This window comes from Pseudacidobacterium ailaaui (genome assembly GCF_000688455.1).
GTDB lineage: Bacteria > Acidobacteriota > Terriglobia > Terriglobales > Acidobacteriaceae > Pseudacidobacterium > Pseudacidobacterium ailaaui.
Genome location: NZ_JIAL01000001.1, coordinates 18,945 through 43,176, shown reverse-complemented (window position 1 = coordinate 43,176; position 24,232 = coordinate 18,945). Strand labels below are relative to the sequence as shown.

The window sequence follows — 24,232 nt, the reverse complement described above, 5'->3', positions numbered from 1 at the left end:
CTCCACTACCCCTTGCGCAAAAACTCCATCTTCTTCTTGCCCAGCTCGACGTAGCCTGAGTCCATCACCTTGGGGATGATGTAGGTGCCATTGTTGAGCTGATAGGTGATCAGGTTTGGCTTGCCGTCCTTCATCTCGTAGACCGAGAACTTTTCCTGCGCGTCGGTCTTGATGTAGGTGAACTTGTCGTCGTGGTAGATGGCCTGGATGTCGAAGGGCGCTTCGTTCGCGTGGAACGAGTAATCGAACTTGAGCGAAAGCGGATAGGCGCTCTTGAACTCGTCGTTGAGTTCAGTAATGTGCGACTGCACGGCGGCAAGTGCCTGTTGCGACTGCTCAAGCTGCGCAGCCGGGACGAACTGCGGCGGGCCGGCGGACGCGACGATGGAGGAACGGTCTGCGGGCACAACGATCACCTTCAGGTCCGGCGTCTCCGTCGAGCCGGAAACGTCCTGCAGGGTGAACGAATAGATGTTGCCCTTGTCGGTGATCAAGTTCAGGTTCGAGCTGATGCCAGCCTTGGCCGGATGCACGAAGCAGAAGTTGCCGACGACATCGACGACCCAGAAGTCCTTGTCGCCGGTGGCGGCCTCCATGATCTTCTCGGTTGCCGGCAGCTCGATCAGCGTCGTGTACTTCAACTTGGCGTGGATGGGAACGATGTCCTGCGAGTGGTACTCGACGGTGCGCGCCGACGCATCCTGCGCGGACGCGCCAAGGGGGATGAGCGCCAGGGCCAGCCCGGCGATGAAGATCAGCTTGCCATTCATGCTGCGGCTCCTTTCATAGCGGTAGAGGTGGTGGTGGTGATGGTGCGTGGCTGAAACGGAAACTCTTCGGCGAGCCGGCGCAGGCCCTCGGCGATGCCGTAGCGCGCGAAGTATTCGCGCTTGCGCAGATTGTCCTTGGCGTTGTTGGTCGCCATCCAGTGCGTGACAGAATCGACGTTCAGATGGACCTTCTTCGACGATTGCGCCTTGCGGATGAGCATCTGCCCCGGTGGAACGAGACCGGCAATCAGGTCAAGTTCCGTGTTGTTCAAGTGGAACGCCTCGGCGTAGACCGAGCGGTCCATCTCCGGGTTGGCGAGAAGGATCTTGGTTGGGCAGCTCTCGGAGACGATATGCAGCATTCCCGATTCCTGTAACTCCTTGATCGACTGCGTGGCCAGGATCATTGCGGCGCGGTGCTTGCGCCATGTCTTCTGCGCCTGCACCACGTAGTTGCGGATGGTCTCGTTCTTGATGAACAGCCACGCCTCGTCGAGCAGGAAGATCTTGAAGGTGGCCAGCCGCGCCGGATCGCAGATCTCGTTCGATGCCCGATGGAGGACATAAAAGAGCAGCGGCTCCAGCACCTCCGGCGCATCGCCCCAGCCGGCGAAGTTGAAGGTCTGGAACTCGCTGAACGAGAGTGTGTCCTCGGCGTTGTCGAAGAGAAACCCGTACTGCCCGGCGCGGGTCCAGCGATGTAGCCGGTCTTTCAGTTCGCCAATGATATTCGAGAAGTTCGAGACCGTCCGCTGCCCGGCTTCGAGCATGTAGATGCGCTCGATCGCATCCCACAGCTTGATCTCTTCCTTGAAGTCGAGCCGGTACCGCTGATTATTGCCTTCGATCAGTACGCGGAAGAAGCTGAAGAGGAACTGCATGTTCTCCTTGGTCTGCGCCAGTGAGAAGGGATTGATAGTGAAGTCGCGCGTCTCCTGGCCGACATTGAGATACGAACCGCCGAAGATCGTCGTCAGCGACTCGAAGCTGCCGCCGATGTCGAAGATGAAAGTTAATGGCTTATACTTCTGCGCATTCTGCAAAAGGAAGTTGCAGAAGTACGATTTGCCCGAACCGGTCATGCCAAGAATCAGCGTGTGCGCCACCTCGCCGCAATGGAGATTCAGATAGTAGGGTGTGGCGTTGTCCGTCTCCAGCACGGCGAGGTACTCGGCGTTGAGATAGCTGTTGACCTTCTCGCCGGGCAGGATCGTGAACAGGAACGACAGGTCTGCGTAGTTTGTATTTAAGAGAAGCATTCGCCGCAGGTTGAATGCGTAGCCGCCGGGCACGGTAGCGAAGTAGGCGTTGAGCTGGTTGTAGGTTTCAACGAACAGGCTGCCGTCGGCGTTGGTAAAGACGCCGGCGAACGCGCCGACGCGCTCATCGAGCGCCTGCCGGTCGCGGCCATAGAGTACGATGGTCAGCGAAAACTCGCCGAGCGACTGGCCCTCGCCCAGCTCACGCAAGCAATTACCCAGATTCTCGATGTCGGCCTGCTTCGATTCGTCCACCAACACATCGCGCGGATTGGTCTGCGCCGCATCGTTGCCGAGTTGCGAGACAAAGCCTGTCTTCGAGATGTTGAAGTGTCGGCGGCGCTTGTTGACTTCCTTGCGCGCCTTCTCAATGCTCAACGGCGTCCACTCTGTGACCGCGTAAAAGTTGGCTGGAATCTTGAGCAGCGCATCGAGCACAAGCGGCCGTGTCTCGCCGATAGCTTCCTTCATCGTCAGAATCCGCACGAAGTGGTCGCCCACGCGCAGATGGTCCCGCTCGGCCTCGATGTCGGAGTTGACCACCTGGTAATCGAGAAACTGCGTATGCTTCGGCGCGCCCGCAATCCGCCAGTCGTCGTAGTTGACGAGACGCCGGAAGAACCGGAACTGGCCTTGCTGGTCGAGCACATCGATATGCACGAAGTCGCCAAGCTGCCGGATGAATCCCTGCACATGGCTTTCGAGCCGCGCAAGATCGCGCTTGATCTGCGCGCGCAGCAGCGTCTTCATGTGATTGCTTGTGAACTGGGCCTTCAGCTCATTCACGGCTCCGCCGGGATCACGGAACATCTGCGCTAGCGCGGCACGGATGCCGGTCTTCGATCGCGCTCCTTCAAGCACGACGCAGTAGAAGATTTCAATCTGGTAGAGGCTGTCGGCCTTGGCCGCGAAAAACCGTCGCCGGTAGTCCACGGCTTCCTCGACAACAGGGCTGTCGTAGTCGGCAAAGGGAATCTCCGGCCGGTTCGATTTGAAGAGATATTGATAGACGTGGAAGCCCGGCCCGAATGCTTTGAGGGCGGCTTCGAGGCGCTTCACGGCATATTCCTGTCCGGCGTAGTCGAGACTCTCATAATCGACGCCGGTCACGCTCAGGACCATCCCCAGGTCGCCGCTCTTGGTCAGAAACGCCGTCTCGTTCCAGAAGCCGTACAGGTTGATGTGGTCCGAAAGCGCGGCGGCCTCCTTCCACGGCTTGATGACCTTATCGAGACGCAGCATCAGATGACCTCCACGCGGGACGTGCCTTGTTTCGCCGCGTCGTAGCGGCTCTTGTAGCGTTCGGACTTCGCGAGAATCTGCAGAAACGCCGGATCGCTCCCCGTCACCCAATGGCCGAAGGCAAAGCCCCCGACGAAGACCGCTGCTCCGGCAAGCAGGCTGTTGAAGAGGTTGAACGCGCCCACCGCGCCGACGCAGACGAAGTAAAACAGCGTTCGCTCGACACCAAGGTAAGTGAGGGGCTTGTGCAGGCTCTTGTAGACCCGGTTTCTGCGCCTCGGCGGCGATGACCCGTCGCTCGCTGCGCCGATGGTTGGCCGGCTATAGGTGTGTGTCTGCATCGTTGCCCCTCACACTCGAACGGTTGTGTGTTTGCGGTTGCGGCTTCGGGCGCGGCGGTCAGATGCCCCACAGCCAGTTGAGGACATTGACGGCCATCACGGCGATACCCGTTCCGGCCGCCACGCCGGCCAGCGTCTTCTTCGCGCCCGGCTCTCCGTGTGCAAACTGGTAGCCGCCGATCACGATGGCGATCAGGCTGGCAACCCTGGCGATGGTTCCGGTGAAGAGGTTTTGCAGCGAGGTGAGGCCGCTATCAAAGGGTGAGCCGCTCTGCGCGACGGCCAGAGCGGGAAAGACAATCAGCACAGTGGTGAGGCTGAGGCGGGTGAGCAGCCGGCGCAACGACTGGCGCCGGGCATTGGGATTGGGCAGCACGTTCATCGGCACCTCCAGCGGCCCGATGGGCCGCGATATGCCGAACCGTAGGACGATCCCGCTGCGCTGTCTAATACGTTTTATTGATCGGGCGATAGCTGCCAGCTATCACTCCGCCCTATTTATTTCTGTATGAGCAATATGCCTGGTCACTCAAGCACCAAAATAGGTTGCGCCGCAAAATTGGAAGGAACCCCATTCGAAGACGTTGGTTTGAAGACATTGAGAATATCGTTGGTCAGATTTGGCCTCGCGTAATGACACAGTCAGATTTCCTCAGAAACCCAGCAGAGCCGAGGCTTGAAAATAGGACTGAATTTGTCGTAATCTATATCCGACTTAATTAGTCCTAATTTCAGGAAGCAACGCGAGAAGAAGTGTTGGACAGCGGAGGAAGGGGATTCTGCGCACCAATATAGGACTAATTGAGTCGTATATTGACGCTGGCTTTGACATTCCTCGTCAGCAATCGAAGCAAATTGTGTTCTTGGAGGTTGTTCATTTGAAAGGCCATATTTTCCTTGTACTTTTTCTTTTCTTCTTCCTTGGCATGACAAAAATGCAGGCACAGAGGCCCCGATATACCGTTGCCGGCGTCGTTCATGACACAACCGGCGGCCGGATTCCCGGCGCGGAGGTTACGCTGCAACCGGACAGCACCGCAGCTCCGTTGATCGGGACAACCGACGCGCAGGGCAGCTTCCAGCTCGCGGTTCCTTTGGCCGGCGTCTACCATGTCGCGGTGAAGGCCGCCCGATTTGCGGCGTATCGCGGTGAGACGGCCGTCAGCGATGCCGCCCCCCAAGCCCATCTGGATGTGACGCTGGTGGCTGGCGGCGGCGCGGAGACGGTTGAGGTGACGGCCGATGCTCTGACGGCGGAGACCACCAGCACACAACTCGGCGAGACGCTCGAATCGAAGAAGATGGAGGCCGTTCCGCTGAACGGACGCAACTTTACCGATTTGATGGCCGTCGAGCCGGGAATTGTGCCGGTGAACACCGCGCAACCGGGCGCGGTGATTATGACCGGCGTGGCGTCGACGCCGCCCTCCGGCAACGCCAATCCGGGCACGCTCTCCATCAGTGGCCAGCGGGAAGACTCGAATGGTTTTCGCGTCAACGGGGCCGATGCCGAAGAGGACGTGAACATGGGGACGTCGATCATGCCCGACCTCGATTCGATCGCAAGTTTTCGCGTGCTGACCTCGAACTTTGACGCCGAGTACGGCAACTCCAGCGGCGGCGAGGTGATGGTGACCACCAAATCCGGAACCCCGCAGTGGCATGGCGACGCCTTTGATTTCCTGCGCAATACGGATCTGGATGCGCGCAATTATTTTTCCTCGCTCCGCGCGGCCTACCGGCAGAATCAGTTTGGCGCGACGCTGGGCGGCACGCCGTTTCACAAAAACCTGGCCCTCTTTGGCGACTACCAGGGCACGCGGCTGACCGAGGGGATCGACACGGGGGATATCTCCGTGCCATCGGCAGCCGAACGGCGCGGCGACTTCAGCCAGGCGCCGCTCACCGGCAGCGTGAACGGCAGCGCCTGGGCGGCGCATCTTTCGTCCTTGCTGGGCGAGACGGTCACGCCCGGCGAGCCGTATGCGCAGGTCTTTCCCACCGGTCGGATTCCGCAATCCATCTGGTCGACTCCGGCAAAAGCCTTGCTGGCCGCGATTCCGCCGCCGAATGCGGGCTCGGCGGTCTTTGAGACGGCGAGCGCTGCCGAGACACTTGAGGACAACAAGGGCAGCTTGCGCGCCGACTGGAGCCACGGCCACGGAACGCTGACGGGCTACTATTTTCTCGACAGTTACTCGCTCGACAATCCGTATCCCACGGGAACGGGCGGAGCCAGCGTGCCGGGCTTCGACGCGACCTCGAATGGGCTGGCGCAGCTTTTTACCGTTCAGCACACGGCGACCTTCGGCGCCTCAATGCTCAACGAGGCGCAACTGAGCTTCATGCGTAATGCGAACTCCGTGGGCCAGCCGCGCGGCGGCGTCGGCCCGTCGCTTGCCGCACAGGGCTTCAGCGGCATCGTTCCGCTCCAGCCTTCGACAGAAGGCGTGGAAAATATCGCCTTCAATGACTACACCCTCGGTGTGGACACCACGGCTCTCGTGCAGGTTGAAAACATCTACGAAGCGATGGACAAATTCTCGCGCATCGTCGGTCGTCACGGACTGAAGTTTGGCGGCGAGATGCAGATCGATCAGATCAACACTCATCCCGACGTCATCTTCAACGGCAGCTTCGCCTTCAACGGAACGGAGACGGGTGTGGATTTCGCCGATTTCCTGCTGGGCGTAGCTTCGAGCTATACGCAGGGCCAGGCCGGCAGCTTCTATAACCGCAATCTGTACATGGCGGCCTTCGCGCAGGATAGCTGGCGAGCAACCGACCATCTGATCGTTAACTACGGAGTGCGCTGGGATCGCATCCGGCCCTGGCTTGAGAAGTACAACCAACTGCAAACGCTGGTGGCTGGTGAGCAGTCGCAGGTCTTTCCCGGAGCGCCACGGGGTCTGGTCTTTCCGGGCGATCCGGGCATTCCCCGCTCGCTGGCGCCGCCACGCGACAACTTCTCGCCGCGCATCGGCATTGCGTATTCTCCCGCCGGCGCTGCGGGCAGCAACCTTCTGGACAAACTTCTTGGCAACGCAGGCAGCACCAGCCTTCGCCTTGGCTACGGACTTTATTACACCGCTTACGAAGGGCTCTCGGCGGGCATCATGAGCGCCAATCCGCCGTATGGCTACACGTATACCTCAGCCGCACCGCCGCTGTTTGCCGAGCCTTTCACCGTGGCGGCGACGAACGCAAGCGTTGTCCAGCCCTTCCCTTTGCAGCGCGTGCCCTTCGGAGCCAGCCGCGCTCATCCGAATGCGAGCGTCGATTGGAGCCAGTTCGAACCGCTGGTCGGCATTCCTGCCGTTGCGCCGAACGACGTGACGCCTTACGCGCAGCACTGGATGACCAGCTTCGAGCGGCAACTGGGTGCGGCTACGCTTGTCACCCTTAGCTACACCGGCGCATCGGCGCATCATCTGCTCGTGCTTGAGGAGGCCAATCCCGCCAATCCAGCCCTCTGCCTCAGCCTCGGTTCCGCCTGCGGGCCGTTCAATGAGCAGTTGGCCCGCACCGTCTTCGGTCCCAGCTTTGGCAGCGTCGAGTTGCAGCGGACCATCGCCAACTCCAGTTATAACGCCCTCGACGCCACGCTCAACCATCGCACGCATGGCTTCGATCTGCTGGCCAGCTACACCTACGCAAAGTCGATCGATCAATCGGCGGGGTTGCCTGAACCGGTCAACCCGGTCAATCCCTCGCTGAGCCGCGGACTCTCTGCCTTTGACATGCGGCATAACTTCGTGGCCTCGTTTGACTACCTTTTTCCCGTGCGCTCGGCGAAGAATCCGCTGCATGGAGTGGAGTTTGCCGGCATCGCACGCTTGACCACCGGCCTGCCGATTACGCTGCTCAACAACAACGACACCTCTCTGCTGGGCACGATTCCCAACGGCATCAACGACAACGGCGTCGATACGCCGAACTGGAGCGGCCAATCCCTTCACATCCACACCAATCCTCGTGGCGGAGTTCCCGTCTTCGACGCCAGTCAGTTCGGCCTGCCCGCGCTGGGCACGATGGGCAATGCGCGGCGGCGTTTTTTCTCCGGTCCAGGCATGGAAGATCTCGACGCGACGCTGGCGCGCAGGTTTTTTCTGGGCGATGATCGCAGCCTTGAGTTGCGCGCCGAGGCGTTTAACGTCCTCAACCACGCGCAGTTTTTCGGGCCGGCTTCGGTTGAGGGTAACATCTCGAGCGGAACCTTTGGGCAGGCAGTCAGCGCCATGCCGCCGCGGCTGATGCAGATCGCCGCGCGGATACGGTTTTGAGCAATCGACCGGTGCACAATGACCGAAGCTGCTGCTCATCCGTCGCCCACGCGATAGGCTCCGTCATAATCTATGCTCGAAAGACTCCTAGTTGCTTCTTCAGGCACCGCAGGAGCACGGGAATCGTCTTGGGATGGCTCTGCTTGTTGTAGGCGAATGCGGTTCGCAGTGCCCAGTCCATTCCGGCGACCGGCCGTGTCGTCAGTTCCGCATCGTGCACAGTGCCTTCGCAGACAAGGGCGAAGCCATACCCCTCTTTGACCAGTTCTTGCAGTTCATGCGGGTGGGAGACTCGCGAATATTCGCGCAAGTGTACACCGGCCGCTTCCAGGAATTTCAGCAGCACCGCATGGGCGTCAGGATGCCGTTGCGGATCGATCAGCACAGAAAGATTCTCCTGCAAATGCTCCGGCTGCAATGCCGGAAGCGCAGCGAGCGGGTGGTTGGCGCGGAGGCAGACCATTAACCGGTTGCGCCAGATCTCCTCGATCTGAAGACGGTCATCGCTCACGGGCAAGGTGACAAGCGCGGCATCGATGTCGCCGGAAATGACTTCCTGCACAAGGCGCACGGAATCGTTGTGTACCGGCCAAATTTGGCAACCAGGAATCAGTTTCTTGTGTGCCTCGCAGGCCAGATGAAATAGCTCCGGGCTTACGCAAAGACCACAGCCGAGGCGAAGTGAGTGAATCTCACCTCTCTCGATGGCGACAAGCGCGGCAAGAGCTTCATCGCGCGCTTGCAGCACATTGCGCGCGATTGCTTCAAAAGCGACGCCTGTATCTGTGATCTGAATGCGGCCGTCACTGGATCGCCGAAACAGATGCACGCCAGCGATTTCCTGAAAGTGCCTGGCCTGAGCGCTGAGGTTTGGCTGAGCTGTGTGCAGGGATTCAGCGGCTGCGCGAAAGCCCTTGTGCTCCACAATCGCCAGCAGATACTTGAAATGTCTGAATTCAACCCAGTCGTTCATTGTGCCCACTCCCGGGGATTAGAGTGAGAGAGCCAGAAACAAAAAACGCATGAACTACTCTGGGGCTTTCGAATTCTTGAGGTACGGCAAAATTCCTTGGTTACTTATTAAAACACTGTTTTTCCACAGGTGTACGTTTTGTGGGTTACTTGCGTAATGTTCGTATCGGATTTAGCGGTTGACTCCAACTGAGGTGATAACTGCCAGCGATCACCCGATCAATAAAACGTATTGGACAGAATGGCGTCTTCGCCGCAGGCTGGGGAAAACGCTGGCCGTCGGCGGCAAAGGTCAGCCCCCGCTGCCGGTGTCCTGCATGAGCAAGATGCACACAATTCCCCCTGAGGTGCGCCATGACCATAGCCACTACCGGCAACCGTTCGCACTGCGAGCAGCAGGAAAAACTCCCACCTTGCAGATTTCCCCTGCCGCCCAATCTGATGGAGTTCTCCACTGGGGACGTTTCTTCCGTTCAGCAAACGACGCTCAAGGATGAGGCGATTCCAGCGCGCGACCTTTCCGAGCGTGACGAAGATCGGCTACTGAATGCGCGGCAGGTCGCTGAAAGGCTCGGCGTCTCTGAGCGCTGGGTGCGGGACCATACCACGCGCCGCTCGCCAAAGATCCGTGGTGTGAAACTCGGCATGATGATGCGCTACCGCCGCGCCGATGTCGATCTCTTCATGCAGGAACTTGGCACATAGCCGCTTCCCGCGGGAACCCGCATGGTGTATGAAGGAATTGTTCTCCACGATCAGGGTTCGACGCCAGGCTACAAGGAGAACAGCCATGGCAATGAAGTATCAGAAAGGCACCGTCTACCTGCGAGGGCGGAAGGTGAAGATGTGGTACGGCAGGTACACCACGTATCTGCGCAATGAAGAGGGAAAGGAGGTCGGCAAGCGGCGCAACGTTCCGCTCTGCCCGAAGGCCAACACGCCGAAGTGGAAAGCCGAGCAGATGTTGCACGCGCTCATTCTCAAGGAGACCGGAGTTCCAGCAAAAGACTCCAGCGCCGTCGCAACCGAGTCCGTTACCTTCCGCTGGTTTGTCGAGGAACGGTATCTTCCGATGCGGCAAGGCTCATGGAGTCCTGCGTACCGGAAGATCAATACCTATGAGATTCATCATTATCTCATCGGGCAATTTGGCCGGGTACCGCTGGAAAAGATGGGGACCTTCGAGATTCAGGTCTGGCTGAACAACCTGGCTGCGAAGTTCTCGCATTCGGTCGTTCACCACTGCTACACCAACATGCGCTCGATTTTGCATATGGCCAAGAAGCAGAAGTTCCTGGCCGAGGATATTGGAGAAGACGTGACGATGCCGCAGACCAAGCCGGTCGAAAAGCCGCTGATGACGCAGGAGCAGATTCTCGCGCTCGTCGCCAGCATTCAAGACCTGCACGATCTGTGTCTGATGTGCATCGGCATCTTCTGCGGTCCTCGTTCGAGCGAGGTGCTGGGCTTGCAGTGGAAGTCCTGGACGGGAACGACGCTGGTTCCGTACGGAACCGTCTTCGAGGGGGAGTTTTATCCTGGCCGCTTCAAGACGCGCGCCAGCCAGGCTCCCATCGGCGTGCCGGAGGCGGTGCGTCCGGTCATCGAGGCGTGGCGGCGGGCATGTCCTGATCCCTCGCCGGAGGCGTTGATGTTTTCGACCTTCGGGCGCGGAAGACGGAAGGGCCAGACGGTGCCGCACCTGGGCAAGAACTTCCTGCGCTGCCGGATTCGCCCGATCGCACGCAGGCTGGGCATCCCGGATCACCTCGTCACCTTCCAGGTGATGCGGCGGACGATGGGAACGGATCTGCAGCACTACGGCACGCTCAAAGACGCTCAAGGGGCCTTACGCCACGCGAGCATCAAAACGACCGGCGATGTGTACATGCAGTCCATCGAGGCCAGCGTTTTGGACGCGATGAACGCGCGGACCAAGGAGATCCTGTCGGCGTGGAAACCGGCGCTTTTGCCGAATGGTAATGAAATGAAAGAAGGGACAGAAGGATCTTCGCGGAGGGACGGCAGTTCAAGGGGTGCTGAGCAACTGTCCCAACTTGGACCAAGCTCTGAAGGAAGGGTGCTTGTAAGTGCTTGATTTAATTGGCTCCTCAGGTAGGACTCGAACCTACAACCCTTCGGTTAACAGCCGAATGCTCTGCCATTGAGCTACTGAGGAGTGTCTGCGGAGAGGCAGGTGTTCCTGCCTGAAGTTTTTATATCAAATCAATCCGTGCGCGTCAAAATTCTTTCCGCGTCACCGAAGTCGACGTTCTGGTTCGGCATATGACATGTCTCACTACAATTCGTTAGTCTTATCTGTTCAGGAGAACTCCTATCCATGTTGAAGACCGCGCCACGTATCTCACGCAAAAGCCGCAAAGAGGTCCCGGATTCTGTTGCCGTCATCTATGACCGCTACATGCGCACCCGCGGCAATGTACCGAATATGTTCCGAACCATGGCGCACCGTCCGCAAATTTTTGAGACGATGATTGCCCACTTTGAGGCCGTTCTGCAAACGGGGACTGTACCGCTCAAACTTAAGGAACTGGTCATCGTACGGACATCGCAGTTGAACGAATGCGAATATTGTCTCGGCTCACATACACAGATTGCGCAAAAACTGGGATGGTCCCGAGAGCAGTTAGACCACCTTGCAGAATTTGAAGACCGCAGCGATTTTACCTCGGCAGAAAAGGCAGCCTTACGCCTGGCCGAGCAGATGACACTGGATTCCAATCATCTCTCCGACGAGCTTTTCGATGATCTGCGCTCACACTTTGACGAAGGCGAAATCGTTGAGCTCATGTGTGCAATCGGCCTTTTCAATTATTTCAATCGGTTCAATAACGCACTGCAGATTGAACCCACAAGACCTGGGGAAGGGGCCGAGTAAGGAGTCTTGACGCGATGTTTACTCCCAGACCCATAGGGTATGTGAGCAGTCCCTATAAAAATACCTCAGAGATTCCCAAAGGACTCAACACTCGGCACGATGCCGAAGGGGTGCTCAGGATCCTCCGCGATTTTGAGCTGGGCTTGACTGACATCGAGGGCTTCTCTCACTTGTTTGTTATTTGGGAGTTCGATCGTTCCCACGATTATGACCTGTTGGGCTCCTCGCCCTTTGAGGAGCGCCCGCATGGCGTTTTCGCTACGCGCTCGCCGCGCCGTCCGAATCCGATTGGCCTTACTGTCGTGGAGCTGCTGCGCCGGGAGAATGCAGACCTGATCGTGCGCGGCATCGATATGCTGGATGGTACACCGATTCTGGATATCAAGCCGTATATGTCCAGTATTCCAGCAGAAAAACTGCGCCGCGGATGGCTGGCTGAAGCCGAAGCGCGCAGGGCGCCTTGATGGCGGTAGACTGAAACCAAGGATCCGAAATGAAGCTGCTTCGATGGCTTTGGGCAGTGGTCACGCTGGGCATGCTTGCTCAGGCCTTTCGCGTTGCCATGTTTGTCGTTCCTGCTGACAAGGACCAGGGCGACATCTTTCGCATTTTCTTTTATCACTTTCCCTCTGCGATGATGACGTTTTTGTTTTTCTTCATGAGCTTCATCGCATCGATTGTCTATTTGGCTTCGCGCAACAACCATCCTGCTCGCGCTCTCAAGGCCGATGCTTTTGCGCTCGCCAATGCTGAAGTGGGCGTGGTCTTTTGCTCTGTCGTGCTGATTACCGGTCCTCTGTGGGCACGTCCTGTCTGGGGCATCTGGTGGACATGGGACGAGCGCCTGACCTCTACCCTCGTGCTTTATCTCATCTACGTTTCCTACCTTCTGTTGCGTCGGTTCGCTGCTGGCCCGCAGATGCGCACGCTGGCAGCCATCATGGCCATCTTCGGATATGTGGACGTTCCTATCGTCTATATGTCCACACGGTGGTGGAGGACCCAGCACCCGGCCCCGGTTTTTGGCGGAGGTCCCAACTCGGGCATTGACCCCAGTATGATGCCTGCTGTTTGGTGGAACCTGGCTGCATGGCTTGCCTGGGGAATGCTGCTGGTTGCTTTTCGTTATGCGGTGGCTTATCGAGACCAACTCAAGGAAGAACAAGAAGCACTGCACGCCCTGGAGGTGGTTTCGTGAATCCTATGTTTCATCGCCATCTGGTCCTGGCTTACGCATTCACCTGGCTCATCCAGCTTGGCTATTTGGCCTTTGTTGCTTGGAAGTGGAAGTCAGGACGAGACAGTAAAAAATCGTAAATTCTTGAAAAGAAACATAGTTCCGTCTTGTGCGGTAACGCAAATTCTTGAAAATCGGTGATTTGAAAGAGTAGACCTTGGTAAATTCTTGAAACTAAAGCCACTTATGGGAAAATGAGGGCAGGGGACCCACCAGGGAAACTTTTCTAAACCCCACTTTCTATTCTTTCAAAAAAGGGTGAAATTCCCGGCACCGATATCAAGATTTTGACGATTTTTTTTACGATCTTGGGATTTTTCCTTCGAGGGAAAGCAATCAGAAAGAGCGGGACCGGGGCATGCCTTAAACTGCCCCGGCCTGTGTTTTTCTACGCCCTAATGGACTACGGACTGGAAGAGTGGCGATTGCAGCAGCGATTCGAACTGGCTGTCTGAAGTGGCAAAGCGTACCTGCAGGACGCCGGAGTTGGAATCAATCTTCGTACTATCGATGGCGGCCTTTTCCACGGCGGTCCCAGACATTTTTTTATACAAAGCGGCAGCGTTGAGCAGGGAAGAGAGTGTTGCAGCCGTAATGGTGTCTGGTGTGATGACATCGAGGCCAAACTTTACGCCGTTATTAAAGTTCATGGTGTACCGCGAACCGAGGAGGCGCTTCTTGACCGTGTCGTAGTCAGCCAGCTGGGAGGCATCTCCAAGGACGCCACGCATCATCATCTGGGTACCTTTTTGGTCCAGAATGCTCCAGATTGGCTCGCTGTCTACGGCAGACATCTGCTGCATCATTGCGTCATTGGAGAGCAGGCTGGGAGAGAGCCCATCGCGGGCGTCAAGGGCATACTTGATGGAATCACTGGAGCCAAAAACCATGGTTGTCGGGTTCAGGAAGCAAACCAGCATACCGCTGCCACCCATGGGGTAAAGAGAATTGTCGCGAACCCGGGTCGGTTTGACCTTCTTCTTGCGAAAGCTGGCAAGGATGTCTGGCAAGGAAAACTGTCCCTGGGCGACACCGATGATGCGTGTGTAATCGACGCTGGGGCTGGTGCGGAAGGCCGCGAAGGCAAGCTCATCAATGTCGTGATTGTCATTCAGTCCTGACTGATTGAGCGCACGTTCCAGGTCTTTTAATTCGGGGGGAAGGATGCGCGCTTTGAGGTTCATCGCCGCATCGGAATTCTGCATGGCGCGATAATCTACGACGATCAGTTGCTGGACGTCTTTGGGGATGGCGGCGCGGGCATCTTCGCCCAGTTGTGCGGCCAGGACCGGCAGTCCGGACATGGTCCCAAGAGCGGCCACCAGCACTGCCCTGAACAAACGCTTCAAATCTCTACCTCCGCGAACAGTTGCTCCGTTCTTTCCGAAGAGCAATTGCCCAACTCTAACTTTTATTTTAGACCTGCGAAGGCCACTGCAAGGGGTTCTGCAAGCGACGTTCCAGGATCTTCTCTTCAGGATGAAACCCATCTAATTGACGCACCCACTCGCTTTCTGGCTCAAAAGCCCCCTCGGGAAGAAGCCCGATCAGCTCGCCACGCACGGGGCGGGTGCGATATCTGGCTGCCAGTCGCTTGACTGCGGCATAGGCATCGGCCACGGAGGTCTGCCGGAAGTCTGTGATATTCATGGAGATTTGTGCCAGACCATGGGCCAGGACCCCCATGGCCTTGACTCCGGACAGGCCCCCGCTTGAGGCGCGGACCTCTTTGGCAATGGCCCGGGCGGTGGCTACGTGGTCAGTGTCCAGATAGATGTTGTAGGCAATCAAATAGCGGCGGGCACCTACAGCGGATGCCCCGGCGGTGGGATGGAGGTCGGGGCCGCCGACATCGGGGCGGCGGGAAACGTCTTTCCGCACTGCTTCGCGCAGCCCCTCAAATTGCCCGCGGCGCACATCTTCCAGAAGGGCGCGGTCTGGCCTTGCGGCTGCTGCCTCGTAAAAATAGACCGGCACATGGTGCCGTTTCCAGATCTCCGCACCTGCCTGGCGGGCCAGCAGGGCGCACTGTTCGAGGGAAAGATTGCGGATGGGCACAAAGGGAATAACGTCGGCGGCGCCCATGCGAGGATGCACGCCTGCCTGCGCCGTCAGATCAATCAGCTCAGCCGCACGCCCGGCGGCGCGAACGGCGGCCTCGATCACAGCGGCGGGAGGTCCGGCAATGGTAACCACAGAGCGGTTATGGTCTTCATCCATGGACCAGTCCAGCAGCTGGACCCCCTCGATATGCATGGATGAAATGATGGAAGTGACCTTGCGCAGGTCGCGTCCTTCCGAGAAATTCGGCACACATTCCATCAGTGCATCGCTCATGGCTTGCTCACTCATCGTATTCAGTTTATTTGCCCGATGCGGCTTTGCGCAGCCGGTCCCGTATGGCGATGCCGATTCCTTCTGCCGCAGGAACGGGGCAGAGAATGACTTCAGCCCCTGCATGGTCGAGAAAGCGCAGCCCGGCGAAGAGACGGCGTGCCAGTTCTTCTGGCCGCTGCCAGCAGCCCCAGGCGAAAACCACTGCTTCCAGAGTGGCCATGTGCGGCGCAAAGTCGTCGGGTAGCATCAGTCCGGCCTTGCGGCCCTCTGCTGTTGCCTGTCTCAGGGCCTGCTCCAAGGCCAGGGCCTGCGTTTCTCCTTGCCCCTCGATCAGGACCAAGGTGGCTCTGGGAGCGTAGTGACGCAGTCCGACACCCGGGGAAGGAAGGGATTCCGGCGGCACCTCATGAAGTTTTGCCGGCTCTTGGAAAGCGATGGCCTCAACGCCGGCGGCGCGGATCTGGTCCAGGGAAATGATTCCGGGACGGTAAAGTACACAGGGAGTTTCGCAGGCATCGAGCACGGTAGATTCCAGGCCATGCCAGGTTTCCCCTGCATCGAGGATGGCGTCGATGCGCCCATCCAGGTCTTCCAGCACATGCGCTGCACAGGTCGGACTGGTGCGTCCGAAGCGATTGGCGCTGGGTGCCGCAATGGGCACTGCCGCGGCGCGAACCAGGGCGCGCGCTACCGGGTGTTGAGGCATTCGCACACCGACTTTTGGGCGGCCTGCGGTGACAGCATCCGGCACCAGATCCTTTTTTCTGAGCAGCAGCGTCAATGGACCCGGCCAGAAGCGTTCCGCCAACCGTTGGGCCGCGGGTGGGACCTCGGCGGCGACACGCTGCAGCATCTCTGTATCAGAAACATGCACAATCAGCGGGTCCCAGGAAGGCCGCTGCTTGGCGGCGAAAATTTTTGCCACAGCCTGGTCATCGAGTGCATTGGCGCCCAGGCCATAGACGGTTTCCGTAGGAAATGCAACGGTACCGCCCGCGCGCAGGATGGCCGCAGCACGTTGAACGGCCTCCAGTGCCGGACCGGAATCCAGGCCAGAGGGGGGAACTGTCAAGCGTAGAGTTTTCACCTTTTCAGCGTACAACCTCGCAGAAGACATTCTTGGGTGGTTTCCCTCTACCGCTCGCCCCATTTCAGCTTGGAGCGCAGGACATCAAAGAAACCCGTAGATCCCATGCGCACTAAGCGCACATGGTGTTCAGAACGACGACAGCGCAATTCATCCCCCAGACGCAGGGGCACGGCTTCCTGCCCATCGACCGTGAGATAGGTCTGATCGGGAACACCTTCTACACAGACACTGAGATTGGTGTCTCCGCGAACGACAAGAGGACGCAAGGTGAGCAGATGCGGACAGACGGGGGTGACCACGAGAGCGTCTACATTGGGCACAACAATCGGTCCATTAGCAGCAAGGGAGTATGCCGTGGAGCCGGTGGGAGTGGAGACAATGACACCATCGGCGCGGAAGGCCGCAACCAGTTGACCGTCCAGCCGGATGGTGAAATTCACCATGCGTGCAATGGCGCCCTTGGCCACAACGACGTCGTTTAGCGCTTCATGTTCGGCCAGCTTCTGCCCTTCGCGCCAGAGTTCACTGTGCAAGAGCACCCGAGTGTCAATGGCGCAGCAGTTTTCGCACCAGCCCTGAAGGGTGGAATAAAGCTCGCTGAGACGGACCTCGGTCAGGAAGCCGAGCGAGCCCAGATTGACGCTCAGAATGGGAACGCTGGTCTTGGCAAAGACACGGGCCGCGGCCAGCAGGGTACCGTCGCCACCCAGTACAATCACCAGCTCGGGAGACTCCCGTGGTAGCTCGGCCCGCGGTACGGTGTTCTTTTCCAGGGCATAGTTTCCGCTTACGGGGTCAAGCACAGGGGTAAACCCTCGTGAACGGAGCCAGAGCACCAGTTCGGGCAGCAGCGTGGCCAGCTCTTCTTTTTGTGGCTTTGAGATGATGGCGATGCGTCGCATGAAAGTCCAGTGTACTCGCAGAAGCGATCAGAGCAGGAGTTGTGTGCTCTTTGGGGGTAAAAGGGTTGCTCTTGCAGGAGCGAAAGAGGCGTTCTCAGAAGTAGGGGAACGATTGTTTTTCGAATCGGACAGATTGTATTCCAAACGCAAAGCGCCAGGGAGAAACCCTGGCGCGGCCGTGCAAATCTGGATCAATCTGGATAAAAACTTACAGCGCCTCTGCGAGTTTTGGGTACAGCAGGTACTGATTCGCCTGGTAGAGGTTGAGCAGGCGGCGAGTCATCAGGTAGTAGGAAGCGGCTGCCTGATGCAGGTAAAAGGGGATCCGCAACTGGCTGCGATGGAGCAGCGAGGCCCAGCGGATGCGGCGCAGAGCGCGCTTCAACTGGACAGCGTCCTGGCGGATACGCTCGGCGACGATGATGGACTCTTCAAAGTTCCAGCGGCGCACATAAGCTGCCAGAGCAATGATGAGGTCGGCATTGTGTTCCATGCGGCGGAGACCTTCGGTGCCACCGAGCAGGCCCCAGATCTCAGCAGGTTCAAGTTTCAGTTGGTTGCGGTCTGGTTCCAGATGGTCCAGCGCCACAAGCTGGAGCCCGCGCAAATGCATGGGCTGGATGGAGGAGACCAGGGTGTCCCAGTCCGTAGACCGGAGCTTGTGGGCGCGGGTCTGAATATAAAGGACCCAGGCCGCACAGGCCACCCCTAATCCGAAGAAGGCAAGAATCCACATGTGTGTCAGCTCAGTTCAATGATGATTTAGACTACTGGCCCTTCGTGCACTCAATTGTACATCATGATGGAGAGAAATGAGGTACTTCTGCATTTCTGGGGAAAGTGTACGCTCTTTTGGCTCCGGAAGCCAGAAAATAATTGCCCAGTAGATGATGGTAGCCTGACTGATCACAATCCTTATTTGATCTAAAACAATTCCATGCCAGTGAGGCCCGAGGTAGCTGTAGGCCCCCTCAACGAAAAAGTCCACAATGGCCCAGACAGACCAACCGGTGGCGAGGCCCATAACATGGTTGCGCCAGACAAGGCCTAAATTTGTTGAGCTGGCTGCCATGGCAATGAAAAGTTCCAGGGACAGCATGGCAGAAAAAAGACTGCCTCGCTCAATCCATGCATCCGGGAAGACTGCACCGTGGGGTTTTGCCAAGTAGGAAAGAAGGCCGGCAATGAGAATACCTGCTATGCCAATAGTCAAAAATGACCTAAGGGCATCTCGCACCCAAGTACCGGTAGGCCTAAGTACAATGCGCGCCATCTCAAGGATTACGCACACTTGGAGAAATAAATCTATGATTTCAGAACTCCAATAAAAATTTTTGTATGAAATGTAGCTGGAAGGAGTATAGAGAAAATAAAAACCACAAATATTCTGAATGACTTGGAAAATTACCCAAGCCGTGAAGAATCTAAAAATCCTCCATCGGTTTTTTAAACACAAAACAAGCAGAAGAGCGACCTGTCCAATAAAACCAGTCGCCCATAGGATCCTCGCTACGGGAGAGAGACCCATGCAAATGCAATAGTACATTGCATTTGAAATTCATAACAAATGAAAATATAAAGGCTTTAAACTTTTTAGCGCCTAACTTTAAGTTATCCCAGTGTGCCAGCAGGACGAGGCAAGCTGCCAATAATGCCTTTAGCCTGAAGTGTGCCAGCAGGACGAGGCAAGCTGCCAATAATGCCTTTAGCCTGAAGTGTGCCAGCAGGACGAGGCAAGCTGCCAATAATGCCTTTAGCCTGAAGTGTGCCAGCAGGACGAGGCAAGCTGCCAATAATGCCTTTAGCCTGAAGTGTGCCAGCAGGACGAGGCAAGCTGCCAATAATGCCTTTAGCCTGAAGTGTGCCAGCAGGACGAGGCAAGCTGCCAATAATGCCTTTAGCCTGAAGTGTGCCAGCAGGACGAGGCAAGCTGCCAATAATGCCTTTAGCCTGAAGTGTGCCAGCGGGACGAGGCAAGCTACCAATGATGCCTTTGGCAATCTGCTGGTTGGGTTCTGGGCGGGGCAGGCTGTTGCCGATACCTTTCGCCTGAAGCGTGGTAGTATCACTGGAGATATTGCTGTGGACATCGGCAAGGCCGGGCAGGGAAATGGCGCCGAACGCGAGCGCAGTGGCAGCAAAAACAAGATTACGAACAGACTTGTGCATAAGAATTCTCCTGGTGCGCGGACGCGCTAAGATGAGCGTAACGGTCTATCAAGGGCGATTACAAGAAAAAATTCTTGACATTTCGAAGAAAAAGTAGCTGTATTTTCAGAGAGTTTCGTCTCATCTCTTCTGAGTGATCAGCATGAGTGATTGGCCTGATCCGGCACTCCGTTGGCAAAAATTTACCACGCGGGGTCGCACCTCAGAGGAATGTTTTTGTGTAAATTCTTGAAATAAAAAGATTTAGATATTGACCAGGATATTGTCCCGTTTTGGGACATGGCTCAATTGGAGGTGGCAGGTTCTCATCTCCTCCCTTCAAAGGGAAAGAGATCTTTCTTATCCTCACCGGGCGGCAAGCTGCTTTGCCCGGCGGAAAATTTCAAGAAACATTTCCCGGGTGAGTTTACCTGTATTTGTGTTCTGCAATGAGGGATGATAACTAGCCAGCAGCCAGCGCCCATCCGGCAGACCATACTCCACACCATGCGCGAACTTCCATGATCGGAGGCGCGGAGCGGACTGCGAATTTTCGTTGCTGACGACATGGTGCTGTTCGGCCGCACTTCGTTTCAGGTGGGCGATAAAGCCATCGAAGGCGATCTTTCCCAGACACACGATCACCCGCAGCCTTGGCAGCGATGCAATCTCCTCGTCCAGAAAGGGAGCGCAGTTGGCCAGCTCCTGAGGCAACGGTTTGTTTTGCGGGGGAGCGCAGCGGGCCACGCTGGTGATCCAAAGGTCCCGCAGCAGCATCCCGTCGTTGCGTGAAGTGGCGCGGGGTTGCGAGGCAAAGCCCGCCTCGTGCAGGACCGGATAGAGAAAATCGCCTGATCCATCCCCGGTAAAGGGGCGGCCAGTGCGGTTGGAGCCATGCGCTCCGGGAGCGAGTCCCAGAAGGAGTACGCGGGCCGAGGGATCGCCAAAGGAAGGCACGGGCCTTCCCCAATACTCCCAATGCAGATATGCGCGGCGCTTCTTTTCTGCTACAGAGATGCAATGCTCCCGGAGTCGCGCGCAGCGGTTGCACTCAATGATGCGCGCGTTCAACGCGGCCAGTGCCTGCTCTGCTGAGAGAGATGGCATGTTCACAGGACTATTTTAGTTGCTGCGCTGCTGGCAGCAGGGTGGGGCCACAAAAGGGATTTCATTGGAAGGGGTTTTTTCTGTAGTGTAAAAATCAGGTCCCGATGAACAGGTCACGTTTCCTCACAATCTTCTGGATTGCTGCCATTGGTGCGCTCTATGCCGTGCATCTCTTTCATCTGAGCGCAGACTTCCCCAATTTTTCCCCATGGATGGACTATTCCAAATACACCGATGAGGGCTGGTACGGGAGCGCGGCCGTGCGCTATGCCCTCACTGGGTCCTGGCGTGTTCCCGGAGACTTCAATCCGGCGGCGGCGGTGCCGGTATGGCCAGTGTTTGAGGGAGTGCTGTTTCACTTTACCGGCGTAAGCATTGTGGCCGCAAGGGCGCTGGCGCTGGCGGTCTTTGCCGGGAACCTGATGCTTGCCTGCGCGCTCTTTCTGACGCAGAAACAAAGGCCCTGCGCCGCCCTTCTGGCCATGACGCTGCTGGCGGGGAATGCATTTCTCTATTCGTTCAGCCGGCTGGCCTTGCTGGAGCCGATGCTGATTTTTTGGACGCTCTTTTCATGGCTGCTGGTTCTGCGTGTTCCCAATCAGACGAGAGAAGGTGCAAGGTATCTGCTGCTGGCCTTTGCCGGAGCGTCGCTGTGCCTGGCCATTCTTACCAAGACGACGGGCGTTTTTCTGCTGCCTGCGGCGTTTTATCTAGTCTGGTATGTTGCCGGATTTCGTTTGGGGGTCTTTGCCCGATACGCTGCTGTGACAGGAGGGACCCTGGCCCTGCTGTGGAGCGCATACTATTTTTTGCTTGTCCACCCCCGATACCTGAAGGACTATTCCTATCTTTTCGCGGTCAACCAGATGCCGCAGCCGGTCTCCATTGGTGGATGGCTGGCCGCATTCTGGTATGCAGCCCATGGAGCGTTGTGGATCGATAAACCGTTGGCCACTCTGGCTGCTGTACTGCTTGTGATCTCGCTGTTCTACCGAGAGCTGTGGAGAGGCCCCATCTTTGCCGCGTCCTGGATTGCGATTGCCGGCTATGTGTTTTTTATTGGCTACCACAACAACATGCAGCCGCGCTATTACCAGGTGATTGCTTTTCCTCTGGTCTTTGTGATGTGCGCAGGACTGGCGGCGTTATGGCAGCGCTGGCCATGGGCAGCAGCGGCGGGGCTTGCCGTGCTCCTGGTGAGTTTGGGGCTGAACCTGCGCATGGTGGGTGGTTTTGCGCGGCATCCGGAGTATACCTTTGTCACAGCCGCGCGGAATCTGACGCGCTACATTGATGAACATCCGAACGGCAATCGTCTGCTGCTGTCCATCAGCGGGGCGGACATTACTCTGATTACCCATCTTCCATCCATCTGCGATGACTTTGGCACTTATGACCTGCCTTACCGGATCCATACCTACCGGCCTGGCTGGTACGCGGCGTGGAACGACCTGGACCCGGGTACGCTGGCAGACATCAACACGCAGTATGCACTGAAAGAGGCAGCGCATTTTCATGCCTTCGATGATCCGGACCGCAATGACCTGGTCCTTTACAGGATGGAACCTCTTCCTTCAGACAAACAAAGCTATAACGCCGAGGAAGAGCAGGCGGAGAATGCCGGCCGATGACTTCCGCAGGAGGTCACCGGGTGAGGTTGAAGTTCACTGTCTGGCCAACCTGCAGATCATGCGCTTTGATGGACCCGGCAGGTAGTTCGAGCACATACAGCGAGGGTGCGTGGCCGCCGTAGGAAGGACAGGTGCTTGCTTTTCCTTTGCAGGGAGGCGTGTCGGGGGAGAGCTCGACAATACGGTGGTCGGCATCCATCCAGAGAATGTCCAGCGAAATTTTGCAGTGATACATCCAGTAGCTGTATTCCGCAGGCCGGTCATGAATGAAGAGCATTCCGTGACCAGGCAGGAGGCTGGTACGGCCCATCAGGCCATATTCGCGTTCCGCCTCAGTCCTGGCCAGCTCAACGTGGACGGTTGATCCATCTGGCAGCATGACCAGAGTGGTTGCAGGACGCGGCGGCACGTAAGGAATGACGGGTTCTTGCTCTTGAGAGAGAAGAGAGGCTGCGGTCCCGCAGAACAGCGCGGCTGCCAGAAGACAGAGGATCCATTGTTTCCGCATCATTTTTTATTTTACGAGTGGCCGGCCGGGATGGTCAGTTCCAGGCGGTCCAGCAGCCGCATCTGGCGCAGTTTGCTCAGTACCTGCTCGACGGACCAGTCGAGAGAGGAAGTCCCGTCTACGATGAGGTCAGCGTGCTTCGATGAAGGGCGCACAAACTGTTCGGCCATCGGCCTGACGGTGGCCGCGTAATGCTGTGCGACCGATTCGGGGGTACGGCCGCGCTGCTGAACATCGCGGGCAAATCGGCGCTGGTAGCAGACCGGATCAGGGGTATCCACGTAAACGCGCAGGTGATAGAGCCGACGCAGCGCCGGGTAGTGCAGCGCAAAGATTCCATCGACGAGCAGGAAATGTGGCTCGTAAAGAAGAACGGACTTTCCGGGAATGCGGGTGTGGGTGACAAAGTCATACTGCGGCTGATGGATGGAGCGTCCGGAAGCGAGCTGGCGAATATGGGCGACCAGCAGGTCTGCTTCGAGGGCGTCGGGATGGTCGAAATTCTGCTGACATCGCTCTTCGTAGGCCAGATGCCCCAGGTCGCGATAGTAGTGGTCGAGATGAAAGTGTGTGCCTTCCAGCTCCCGGGCCAGCTCCTGGGCCAGGGTGGTTTTGCCTGAGCCGGAGCAGCCTGCAATGCCGACAAGGACCGGAGATCCGTTCATGCTTTGACCGACTCCTGGTGGAGAACAGGAAGAAGCGCGGTAAGAAAACTGGTAAACCGCTGTGCGACGCGTTGCCCGGTTTCGATGACCTCTTCATGCGAAAGGGGTTCACTCTGTATGCCCGCGGCCATGTTCGTGACGCAGGAAATACCCAGCACTTCGATGGACATCTGACGCGCTGCGATGACCTCCTGCACTGTAGACATGCCGACCAGATCTGCCCCCAGGGCGCGGAAGGCCCGGATCTCAGCGGGAGTTTCAAAACTGGGACCGGTGACACACAGATACACGCCTTCTGGCAAGGAGATACCGAGATCCTGCGCGGTCCGTGCAGCCAGGGAACGCAGGCGCCGGGAATAGGCCTCCGTCAGGTCAAAGAAACGAGGGCCGAAGGCCTCTTCGTGCCTGCCTGCAACGGGATTGCGCTGTGTGAAATTGATGTGGTCCGAGATCAGCACCAGGTCTCCCTGTTTCAGGTCCATGCGGATACCGCCGGCTGCATTCGTAACCACAAGGGCCTTGACTCCCAAAAGGCCCAGGACCCGGATGGGGAAGGCCACTTCCTGCGGGGAATAGCCCTCGTATCCATGGACGCGCCCCTGCATCACAGCCAAAGGGACGCCGTGGATTTCGCCGACAACCATGCGGCCGGAGTGTCCGGGAACGGTAGATTGAGGGAAGTGGGGGATTTCACCATAAGGAAACACTTCGGCGCCGGAGAGCTTGTCCGCAAAGGGACCAAGTCCGGAGCCAAGGACAACTGCAAGCGAGGGAACAGTCCGGATGCGTGCTCGGACAAAGTCAGCCGCAGCCGAGACTTTTTCAAACTCAGAGGTCATGT

General features: G+C 57.6%; 23 protein-coding genes and 1 tRNA gene. 7 read left to right on the top strand and 17 right to left on the bottom strand.

Annotation, left to right across the window (positions count from 1 at the left end):
* Window positions 1–5: 5 nt before the first annotated feature.
* Genes N655_RS0100200 through N655_RS0100185 form a run of 4 tightly spaced genes read right to left on the bottom strand, consistent with a single transcriptional unit; the run spans window position 6 to window position 3,994 of the window.
* Window positions 6–770: a TrbG/VirB9 family P-type conjugative transfer protein gene (locus N655_RS0100200; protein ID WP_026441376.1), complete on the bottom strand. Its 765-nt coding sequence runs from the start codon at window positions 768–770 to the stop codon at window positions 6–8.
* Complete coding sequence (locus tag N655_RS0100195; RefSeq protein WP_026441375.1) at window positions 767–3,271, bottom strand: VirB4 family type IV secretion system protein; 2,505 nt, start codon at window positions 3,269–3,271, stop codon at window positions 767–769. Before N655_RS0100195 ends, N655_RS0100200 begins: the two co-directional genes overlap by 4 nt.
* Complete coding sequence (locus tag N655_RS0100190) at window positions 3,271–3,612, bottom strand: VirB3 family type IV secretion system protein (protein ID WP_026441374.1); 342 nt, start codon at window positions 3,610–3,612, stop codon at window positions 3,271–3,273. Before N655_RS0100190 ends, N655_RS0100195 begins: the two co-directional genes overlap by 1 nt.
* 58 nt (window positions 3,613–3,670) lie before the next feature.
* On the bottom strand, window positions 3,671–3,994 hold the full coding sequence (locus N655_RS0100185; protein ID WP_026441373.1) for a TrbC/VirB2 family protein: 324 nt from the start codon (window positions 3,992–3,994) through the stop codon (window positions 3,671–3,673).
* A 481-nt stretch (window positions 3,995–4,475) separates the two neighbouring features.
* Here N655_RS0100185 and N655_RS16460 point away from each other — a divergent pair, with 481 nt between their 5' ends.
* On the top strand, window positions 4,476–7,895 hold the full coding sequence (locus N655_RS16460; protein WP_155987437.1) for a TonB-dependent receptor: 3,420 nt from the start codon (window positions 4,476–4,478) through the stop codon (window positions 7,893–7,895).
* A gap of 70 nt (window positions 7,896–7,965) precedes the next feature.
* On the opposite strand, the gene N655_RS16455 is transcribed toward N655_RS16460, so the two are convergent.
* On the bottom strand, window positions 7,966–8,868 hold the full coding sequence (locus tag N655_RS16455; protein WP_049961148.1) for a LysR family transcriptional regulator: 903 nt from the start codon (window positions 8,866–8,868) through the stop codon (window positions 7,966–7,968).
* A gap of 353 nt (window positions 8,869–9,221) precedes the next feature.
* Here N655_RS16455 and N655_RS0100170 point away from each other — a divergent pair, with 353 nt between their 5' ends.
* A complete protein-coding gene (locus N655_RS0100170; RefSeq protein ID WP_026441372.1) occupies window positions 9,222–9,572 on the top strand; it encodes a helix-turn-helix domain-containing protein in 351 nt (116 codons plus the stop codon).
* 28 nt (window positions 9,573–9,600) lie between these two features.
* On the top strand, window positions 9,601–10,965 hold the full coding sequence (locus N655_RS0100165) for a tyrosine-type recombinase/integrase (RefSeq protein WP_162173456.1): 1,365 nt from the start codon (window positions 9,601–9,603) through the stop codon (window positions 10,963–10,965).
* 6 nt (window positions 10,966–10,971) lie between these two features.
* On the opposite strand, the gene N655_RS0100160 is transcribed toward N655_RS0100165, so the two are convergent.
* Window positions 10,972–11,046, bottom strand: a tRNA-Asn gene (locus N655_RS0100160).
* 162 nt (window positions 11,047–11,208) lie between these two features.
* Between N655_RS0100160 and N655_RS16450 the strand changes: the two genes are divergently transcribed.
* Genes N655_RS16450 through N655_RS0100145 form a run of 3 tightly spaced genes read left to right on the top strand, consistent with a single transcriptional unit; the run spans window position 11,209 to window position 12,964 of the window.
* Window positions 11,209–11,766 (top strand): carboxymuconolactone decarboxylase family protein, encoded by a 558-nt coding sequence (locus N655_RS16450; protein ID WP_044933703.1) that lies wholly within the window; start codon window positions 11,209–11,211, stop codon window positions 11,764–11,766.
* Between the two features lie 14 nt (window positions 11,767–11,780).
* A complete protein-coding gene (tsaA, locus tag N655_RS0100150; protein ID WP_026441370.1) occupies window positions 11,781–12,230 on the top strand; it encodes a tRNA (N6-threonylcarbamoyladenosine(37)-N6)-methyltransferase TrmO in 450 nt (149 codons plus the stop codon).
* Between the two features lie 29 nt (window positions 12,231–12,259).
* Window positions 12,260–12,964 (top strand): cytochrome c biogenesis protein, encoded by a 705-nt coding sequence (locus tag N655_RS0100145; RefSeq protein WP_026441369.1) that lies wholly within the window; start codon window positions 12,260–12,262, stop codon window positions 12,962–12,964.
* A 434-nt stretch (window positions 12,965–13,398) separates the two neighbouring features.
* Here N655_RS0100145 and N655_RS0100135 read toward each other — a convergent pair whose 3' ends face one another.
* From N655_RS0100135 to N655_RS0100100, 8 genes are all read right to left on the bottom strand, one after another.
* On the bottom strand, window positions 13,399–14,352 hold the full coding sequence (locus N655_RS0100135; protein ID WP_026441368.1) for a hypothetical protein: 954 nt from the start codon (window positions 14,350–14,352) through the stop codon (window positions 13,399–13,401).
* A 67-nt stretch (window positions 14,353–14,419) separates the two neighbouring features.
* On the bottom strand, window positions 14,420–15,355 hold the full coding sequence (gene ftcD / locus N655_RS0100130) for a glutamate formimidoyltransferase (RefSeq protein ID WP_026441367.1): 936 nt from the start codon (window positions 15,353–15,355) through the stop codon (window positions 14,420–14,422).
* A gap of 10 nt (window positions 15,356–15,365) precedes the next feature.
* Window positions 15,366–16,427, bottom strand: coding sequence for an L-threonylcarbamoyladenylate synthase (locus N655_RS0100125; RefSeq protein WP_238324403.1), 1,062 nt, complete (start codon window positions 16,425–16,427; stop codon window positions 15,366–15,368).
* A gap of 47 nt (window positions 16,428–16,474) precedes the next feature.
* On the bottom strand, window positions 16,475–17,332 hold the full coding sequence (locus N655_RS0100120) for an NAD(+)/NADH kinase (protein ID WP_026441365.1): 858 nt from the start codon (window positions 17,330–17,332) through the stop codon (window positions 16,475–16,477).
* A gap of 208 nt (window positions 17,333–17,540) precedes the next feature.
* Window positions 17,541–18,068: a hypothetical protein gene (locus N655_RS0100115; protein WP_044933700.1), complete on the bottom strand. Its 528-nt coding sequence runs from the start codon at window positions 18,066–18,068 to the stop codon at window positions 17,541–17,543.
* 15 nt (window positions 18,069–18,083) lie between these two features.
* Entirely contained in the window at window positions 18,084–18,878 is a 795-nt protein-coding gene (locus N655_RS0100110) for a hypothetical protein (RefSeq protein ID WP_155987436.1), read from the bottom strand.
* Between the two features lie 65 nt (window positions 18,879–18,943).
* Complete coding sequence (locus tag N655_RS0100105) at window positions 18,944–19,501, bottom strand: hypothetical protein (RefSeq protein WP_026441362.1); 558 nt, start codon at window positions 19,499–19,501, stop codon at window positions 18,944–18,946.
* A gap of 345 nt (window positions 19,502–19,846) precedes the next feature.
* A complete protein-coding gene (locus tag N655_RS0100100; RefSeq protein ID WP_044933698.1) occupies window positions 19,847–20,587 on the bottom strand; it encodes a uracil-DNA glycosylase in 741 nt (246 codons plus the stop codon).
* A 104-nt stretch (window positions 20,588–20,691) separates the two neighbouring features.
* Between N655_RS0100100 and N655_RS16445 the strand changes: the two genes are divergently transcribed.
* Entirely contained in the window at window positions 20,692–22,218 is a 1,527-nt protein-coding gene (locus N655_RS16445; RefSeq protein ID WP_044933696.1) for an ArnT family glycosyltransferase, read from the top strand.
* Between the two features lie 13 nt (window positions 22,219–22,231).
* Here the strand turns inward: N655_RS16445 and N655_RS16440 are convergent, their stop codons facing one another.
* From N655_RS16440 to N655_RS0100080, 3 genes are read right to left on the bottom strand one after another with little or no spacing between them, the layout of a single operon-like run.
* A complete protein-coding gene (locus N655_RS16440; RefSeq protein ID WP_049961147.1) occupies window positions 22,232–22,729 on the bottom strand; it encodes a DUF192 domain-containing protein in 498 nt (165 codons plus the stop codon).
* An 8-nt stretch (window positions 22,730–22,737) separates the two neighbouring features.
* Window positions 22,738–23,391 (bottom strand): uridine kinase, encoded by a 654-nt coding sequence (udk, locus tag N655_RS16435; RefSeq protein WP_044933695.1) that lies wholly within the window; start codon window positions 23,389–23,391, stop codon window positions 22,738–22,740.
* Window positions 23,388–24,230 carry a purine-nucleoside phosphorylase gene (locus N655_RS0100080; RefSeq protein WP_026441360.1) on the bottom strand — a complete coding sequence of 281 codons (843 nt, stop codon included), beginning with the start codon at window positions 24,228–24,230 and terminating at the stop codon, window positions 23,388–23,390. Before N655_RS0100080 ends, udk begins: the two co-directional genes overlap by 4 nt.
* Window positions 24,231–24,232: the final 2 nt, after the last annotated feature.